At 66.3% G+C, this 6,927-nt stretch carries 6 protein-coding genes; all 6 read right to left on the bottom strand.

Going from position 1 to position 6,927, the window contains the following annotated elements:
- On the bottom strand, window positions 1-581 hold a 581-nt coding region (locus tag MFF42_RS23945; RefSeq protein ID WP_238258323.1), incomplete at its 3' end, for a methylamine utilization protein MauF.
- A 304-nt stretch (window positions 582-885) separates the two neighbouring features.
- Window positions 886-2,016 (bottom strand): aminomethyl transferase family protein, encoded by a 1,131-nt coding sequence (locus MFF42_RS23940; RefSeq protein WP_238258321.1) that lies wholly within the window; start codon window positions 2,014-2,016, stop codon window positions 886-888.
- Between the two features lie 89 nt (window positions 2,017-2,105).
- The gene (locus MFF42_RS23935; protein WP_238258319.1) at window positions 2,106-3,146 is read right to left on the bottom strand and encodes a heme-dependent oxidative N-demethylase family protein; all 1,041 of its coding nucleotides are present in this window, start codon (window positions 3,144-3,146) and stop codon (window positions 2,106-2,108) included.
- Between the two features lie 75 nt (window positions 3,147-3,221).
- On the bottom strand, window positions 3,222-4,181 hold the full coding sequence (locus tag MFF42_RS23930) for a PDR/VanB family oxidoreductase (RefSeq protein ID WP_238258317.1): 960 nt from the start codon (window positions 4,179-4,181) through the stop codon (window positions 3,222-3,224).
- Window positions 4,178-4,783 (bottom strand): dimethylamine monooxygenase subunit DmmA family protein, encoded by a 606-nt coding sequence (locus tag MFF42_RS23925; RefSeq protein WP_238258316.1) that lies wholly within the window; start codon window positions 4,781-4,783, stop codon window positions 4,178-4,180. The genes MFF42_RS23930 and MFF42_RS23925 overlap by 4 nt, the downstream gene beginning before the upstream one ends.
- 60 nt (window positions 4,784-4,843) lie before the next feature.
- Window positions 4,844-6,469 (bottom strand): trimethylamine N-oxide permease, encoded by a 1,626-nt coding sequence (locus MFF42_RS23920; RefSeq protein WP_238258314.1) that lies wholly within the window; start codon window positions 6,467-6,469, stop codon window positions 4,844-4,846.
- Window positions 6,470-6,927: the final 458 nt, after the last annotated feature.

The raw sequence follows: 6,927 nt of genomic DNA, 5'->3' as shown, positions 1-6,927 counted from the left end.
CGCCAGCGCTTCCCGATGTGGTTCATCGGGAAGCGCTGGCGCGCGTCGTGCGGCACCTGGGCCCGGCGCTGCGGATAGGGGACGCGCAGGAAGCCGAATTGATGCGCGCCGTAGACGAGGCCGGCGAGACCGAGCGCGGCGAGCGTCAGGACTGAGGTGCCGGCAAAGCCGAGAAGCCCTCCGGCCAGCCCGAGCAGGCCGCCGAGGATCACGGCCCCGAGGGCGTAGCCGGCCCCGTGCAGCAGGAAAGTGGGCGTGTAGGTGACGAGGGCGCTGCGCGCGTGCCGCCCGGCCGGGCGCAGGAGGCAGAGGCTCGAATAGCCGCAGGGCGACCAGGTCGAGAGTAGGCCGCCCACGAAGGAGAAGCCGAGGAACAGCGCTGGCAGCGTGTTCGCCTGCGCGTCGATCCGGGCGGTGAAGGCTGCCCCCGCAGCACCGACCAGCGCGGCGCCGACAAGGCCGGCAAGTCTCGTCCGACCGGAATATTCCTGAGCGAAGATGAGGCAGTCCGCGACGCCCTCGGAGCGTGTCGAGACGAGCGGCATCGCTTCACCTCCGGCCGGAGGCGTCAAAGTGGTCATGCCACGATCTCCCTTGCTTGTTGTCGGTCACCGCTCACGATGTCGCGACGACTCTTGTTCTGACGTTTCCCTAAGGGATACAAATTTTATCTGCAAGCGAAACATTGCCTGCGAACAAGTCATCTGCACGATTTTCGGACCGTATTGCGCGCAATTTGTGCATCGCAATGTGATCGAATCAAATGGAGCTGAACAAGTCCTAATGTTTGTCAAGGTGTTGGGAGGTCGTCCCGGTGCGGGAGCGCGGTGCACCGATCATCGCGGTGCACCGCGCCCTCCGCTCACGTCACCCCGCCCGCATCGGTCAGGCGCGTTCCTCCAGCGGATGCGTTCGCAGCCGGTTCGGATCGTAGAACGGGATGCGCACCACCTGCGCGGTGAAATCGCCCTTGTCGGATCGCACGGCGAACTCCGTCCCGAAGGCCGTGAGATCCGGCGTGACTTGAGCCAGCGCGATCGACTTCATCAGGTGCCGGCTGTAGGTCGTGGAATTGATCCGGCCGACCGTCCGCCCGTCCCGGACCAGCCTCGCGCCGGGCTCGATCGCCTCGTTGGCGTCGATCTCCAGGCCGACATTGGCGAAGCGCACCTCGTGCCTGCGCCGCTCCAGCGCCGCCTTGCCGTGAAAATCGGGCTTCGACAGGTCGACCGTCCAGTCCGCGCCGACCTCCCAGGGCGTTTCGTCACCCTGGGGCATGTCGAACGGGAAGAACAGGAGGGCGCCCTCGACCCTCACGATGTCGAGACAATCCCACGAGGCAGCACAGATCCCGTAGGGTTTGCCGGCTTCCATGATCTTGTCCCAGAAGAACTCCGCATCGGCAGCCGCGCAGAACACCTCGTAGCCGCGCTCGGCCGAGTAGCCGCCACGGCCGATCGACACGCTTCGACCGAACAGATGCGCAAGTGCATGTTCGAAATACTTGACGCCGGTCAGGTCGAGGTCGGTGTGGGGCCTCAGGATGTCGAGTGCGGCAGGCCCCTGCAGCGAGAGGATATGGACGTCATCGTCCCGATCGCAGGTCGATTGCGAGCCCTCGAAGAAGCCGGCGATGACGGTATCGAGCCGGCCGCCGCCGTGGCTCACGCGGAACGCGGTCGGGCCGTCGCGATAGACGAGCACGTCGTCGATCAGCGCGCCGTTCTCGTCCACGATGTTCGAGATTGCCGACTGCCCGGGCTTCAGCTTTCCTACGTCCGAGGTCAGCATCCGGTTCAGCACCTCGGCGGCGTCGGGACCGGAGACGTTGATGATCCGCAGGGCCGATACGTCGAAGAGCCCGGCCTTCGAGCGCACGATCGCGACCTCCTCGTAGGGGTCGGTGTCGTAGTGCTGCGGAATCAACCGCCCGTTCCACTCGGTATCGAGTTTCGATCCGAGCGCGTGATGCCGCTTCGCCAGGGCGTTCTTGCGCGGAAAGGGGTCAGTGGTCATGACGGATCCTACCTTCAGGTATGCGACGGCGCCGGGTGACGCGGTCTCGAAGACGTCGATGGGTGGGGTCGGCTGCGCTGCCGCGGCCGTCAGTCGGGCGCGAAGCCGGGCGAGGTCGGCGCGCCGTCGTCGTAGCGCGACAGCCAAGCCACCGTCGTGTCGCGGTAGCGCGACAGGCCCTTGTACTCGGCGAGTTCGCCCCGCACGTCGCGCAGCACGCGGTGGAAGCGCCGCGCCCATTTCGGCACGGTGACGAGTTCGTTCATGCTGATCATGTAGGCCCGGATCGAGAACACGATCGCGTTGGAGCGCGGCAGGCGCCACATCGCCTGAAGCTCGACGCGCAGATGGACCTTGTCGCCCACGTTCTCGGGCGTCACGGTCGTCCGATCCCGGCCCCACTTGTCGTAGTTCTCGGGCGAGGTATCGAGCCGGGGATTGATGGTCATCGTCCAGTTGAGACGACGGACCGGCCGTCCCTGCTGCAGGTTGAGCAGGAACTTCAAGGCGCGCTCGAACACGCCCATGTCCTTGGCGAGCGGGACCGGCGCATGCCATTCCATGAAGTTCATCCCGATGTCGAAATCGAGCGACCAGTCGGCCTGACCGGTGATCATGCCGGAATCCAGCCACAGATTGCCGAGCCGCTGGTCGAGCAGCGCGAAGTCACCCTGGCACTGGCGGGTGATGTACTCCATCGGCGGGTGGGGCAGCGTCGCGGCGTCGCCGACGGTGAAGCGCTGATCGATGCCGAGGGGCCGGTTGACCCAGTGCCAAGCGTCGCCGTCGCGCGTCAGCTGGAAATGTTCGGGATAGTGCTTGGCCATCGACTCCATGAGGAGTTCGACGAGGTCCCACTCGGCGGTGATCATGTGGGGCAGCGACTGGCAGCGGCCCGGATCCTCCTTCAGGACGAGCGCGCGGTCGTGCATCTCGGCGACGTAGTGCTCGTCGATGTCGATCGGGAACTCGAACGGCGACTTCGCCGGCCCCGGCATGTGTTGCTCGATATTGACCGAGTACATGTACTCGTCCTTCTCGAACGGGAACGGGAAGCGGCGGATCGCTTCGGGTGAGTTCGAGAAGGTGAAATCGTCGCGAAACGATTCTCTCTTGAAGTGAAGGGTCATCGGCATTTCCCCTTTCGTGTCATGTGAAAAGACGTGAGATTCAGAGGCGCGTGTCGCCTCGTCGATGTCAGGCCTTTACAGATCCAAGACCAGTTCCCGCCCGGCGAGGCGGGAGACGCAGAGCATGATCTTCTTGCCTGAGGCGCGCTCGGCCGGCGTCAGATAGTGGTCGTTGTGGATCAGCGCGCCGTCGGCCTCGCACACGTCGACCGCGCACTGGCCGCAGGCACCGCCGCGGCACAGGAAGGGCGCATCCACGCCGGCCGCCTCCAACGCCTCCAACAGGCTCTGGTCGCCGCGCACCTCGCAGGTGATCCCGGCCCGCGCCAGCCGCACCGAGAATGGTTCGCCGGAAGGCGGCGCCTGGAAGCGCTCGGAATGCAGGTTTTCCTCCGGCCAGCCGGCCGAGCGCGCCTCTTCGAGCACCGCCTCGATCATCCCGGCAGGGCCACAGACGTAGAGATGCGTGCCGAGCGGCTGGTTCGGCAGGATGTCGGCCATCGCCAGGATTTCCTGGCGATCGTTGCGGTAGAGCCTGAGCCGATCGCCGTGGCGCTCGCGCAGCTCGGCGATGAAGGCGCCGTGCGCCTCGCCCCGCACGGCGTAGTGGATCCGGTAGTCGGCGCCGGTGCGCCGCAGCTCCTCGGCCATGGCGTAGATCGGCGTGATGCCGATGCCGCCCGCCACCAGCAGATGCCGCCGTCCGGGCAGGAACAGCGGGAACAGGTTCACCGGCATCGTGATCCTGAGCTCGCTGCCGACGACGACGTGCTCGTGCATGAAGCGCGAGCCGCCGCGGGAGTCCTGCGTGCGCAGCACGCCGATGCGGTAGCTCGATCCGTCCTCGGCGCGGTCGACCAGCGAGTAGGCGTTGCGGATGGTCCGGCCGTCGGCCGGCATCAGCACGACGATGTGACACCCGGCGGCGAAGGGCGGCAGTTTCTCGCCATCCGTGCGCGCAAGCCGGAACCGCCGGATCGTCGGCGTCGCCTGCTCGATCTCGGTGACGCGGACCGGGATTTCGACGCCGCTCATCGCGCCAGCTCCTGTGCGGGGGGAATGTCGCCGGGCACTTCGGCGTCGACGCGCACGCCCTGGAAGGCCGAGAGCCGGCGCGAGAAGTGGTCGCGGACGAGAAGGCTCTGTCCGCAGCCCGGGCAGGTGTAGGGGGAAGCGGTCACAGCCTCGGCGACGTGCTTGCAATGCACGCACTGGACGCGACGGGCGGGGGAACCGCGCGTCTCGGCGATGACCGATTGCGGGACAACTCCGAAGCCCGCGGCCCGCGCGATCACCGCGCCGACGAAGCTCTCGGACCCGGCGGCGTAGAGGCGTGTGCCCATGGTCGCGGCGTCGAGCACGCCGTCGAGGCCGGCGAGCAGGTCGCTCCGGCTGGCTGCCGGATGAAACGCCGCCCAGCCGAGGCGGGCGAGCGAATCCGAACGCGGCGCGCGACGTTCGTCGGTCTCCGCGTAGAGCAGGATGGCCCGTGCGCGCGCCTCGCTCGCCCCTGCGAAGACGTCGAAGATGGCGCCCGCGCCCTCGTCCTCGGCGGCGATGAGGTGAGCTTTGGCCCTCGGGTCGAGGGCGAGACGGCCGTAGGTCGGCCGGCTGTCGAACTGGCTGATCTCGATCATTGAAGGCTCCCGTCCTTCGACCGCACCGGGCGCTGCGGGGCAGCGCCCAGGCCGTTCTCGTCAGAGCTGGAAGAGGAAGTTGGCGAGGAGGACGGTGGCCACGCCCGCCGCCAGGGTGAGGTAGGGAAGGAGGCCGGCCCTGCGCCCGCTCACCAGCGCCTCGGTCCGCGTGACGCCGAGGTCGTGCAGCATCTGCGGCGGAAACCGGCCGCGGTCCTGGACGTAATGGCGGAACAGGAAGACCGGGATGATGGCGCCGGCCGTGACGATGCCGGCCCACAGCGCCCAGGGGTGCCACACCTTCGCACCCGCCCCGAGGAACACCGCGTTGACGAAGCCGAACAGGGTGCCGACCGCGATGAGGATCGTGGGGGCCCGATAGGGCCGCTCGAGATGCCCGTTGTCGATGCGGTGGATCCAGCCGGAGTTCAGGTTGAGGAAGTTGAAGATGATGTAGCCGGCGTTCGACACCGCCAGGATGAAGAAGAACGAGGCCGAGTCGGCGCAGGCGATCGCCAGTAGACCGAGATTGACGACGAGGCCGGTCCACATCGCCGCGATCGGCGCGCCGTGGCGGTTCGCCCGACCGAGATATTTGGGCAGCCAGCCGTCGAGCGAGCCCTGGTAGAGCGTGCGCGAGGCGCCGGCCATGGCCGTCATCAGGCAGAGCAGGAGCGCGAAGATCATCATCATGACGAGCGCGCTCGCCACGATCGGCCCACCGCCGACCATGCGGGCGAGGGCGGCCGCGACGCCCGAGCCGTCCACGATCGACGGATCCAGCATGCCCGCGAGGCCGAGTTCGCTCTGGAAGGTGAACGGGACGAGCAGGAAGATCGTCAGGCAGAGCAGGCCCGAGTAGAAGATCGCCTTGAACGTGTCGGTCTTCGGATTCTTGAACTCGCTCGTGTAGCAGATCGACGTTTCGAAGGCGTAGGTCGACCACGCGGCGAGGAACATCCCGCCGAGGACGAGGGTCCACCCCGTGGTGTTCCAGGCGCCCGGCGCGGGCTTGTTGGCCTCGGCGAGCGGCACGAAGGGCGTGAAGTTCGCCCAGTTCACGCCGTGCTGCAGCAGCGGCGCGACGCCGATGACCAGCAGCGGAATGATGACCGCGAGACCGATGACGCGCTGGACCTGGGCGGTGCCGCTGATGCCGCGCACCTGCACGGCGAAGGCCGAGAGCATGAGCGCGACGCCGATGAAAAACGGCGCGTTCAGCGAGAAGGAGACGGGCCCGAAGGAGCCGGCGGCCAGCGTCCAGGTGCGGATCGCGGCATTCGGATCGGGCACCAGGGCGTTGAGGATGTAGGCGGCGGCGATCGTGCAACCCAGCGACAGGACGGGCGTCCAGGCGATCCAGTTGCACCACACCAGCAACGGCGAGATTGGCCGGGCGTAACGCATCCAGGCGGCGGCGCCGTAGACCGACGATCCGCCCGACTTGTTGGGGAAGAGCCCGGCCATCTCCGCGTAGACGAAAGACTGCAGGAAGCCCATCAGCATCGACGCCGTCCAGATCGCGAAGGCGGGCGTGCCGGTCGCACCGGCGATTCCGCCGATCGAAAACAAGACCAGCGGCGGGACGCCACTCGCGACCCAGAACGCGCCCGTCCAAGAGATGCTTCGTTGCAGTTGCCCTTCCTCGGTGGGAACGGGCGACAGCTCCGCCGTCGCAAGAGTCATGACTGATCCTCCCAGGAAATCGCGCCAATTCATTTGGCGTCGAGATGATGATGATGACCGGGAGGCACCTACAATGGATGTGCCGTGGCGGCCTTCAATTCAGTCAATGATCGAAGCTATCGCGACCATTTTCTTCCCTGAATTCGAAAACATCATGTTCCGAACACGCGCCTTGCCCTCGGCGCTCTTCGCGCGACATCGCTTCTTCTAAGTTGCGGATTGGACGAGCAGGCTTGTTCGCGGCGTTTGTCCGAAGCCTGACACACTCGGGCCGATGCTTGTCAGGTCGGGGCTTCTGCGTATCCGTTTCTTGTTGCGGCTTCGAACCGGGCCGTGAAACCTTCCCTCACTGCCAATCTAGAATTTTTCTTCCGAAGAACGATTGCCGAGGTGGCACAGGAGTGCAATGGTGCAATTTGGTACCATTATCTCGTATAGATCACCCTGACCGAGGCGGG

The organism is Methylorubrum podarium (assembly GCF_022179745.1).
Classification (GTDB): domain Bacteria; phylum Pseudomonadota; class Alphaproteobacteria; order Rhizobiales; family Beijerinckiaceae; genus Methylobacterium; species Methylobacterium podarium.
The sequence above is the reverse complement of the archived record's forward strand: the minus strand, read 5'-3'. Positions and strand labels throughout refer to the sequence as shown.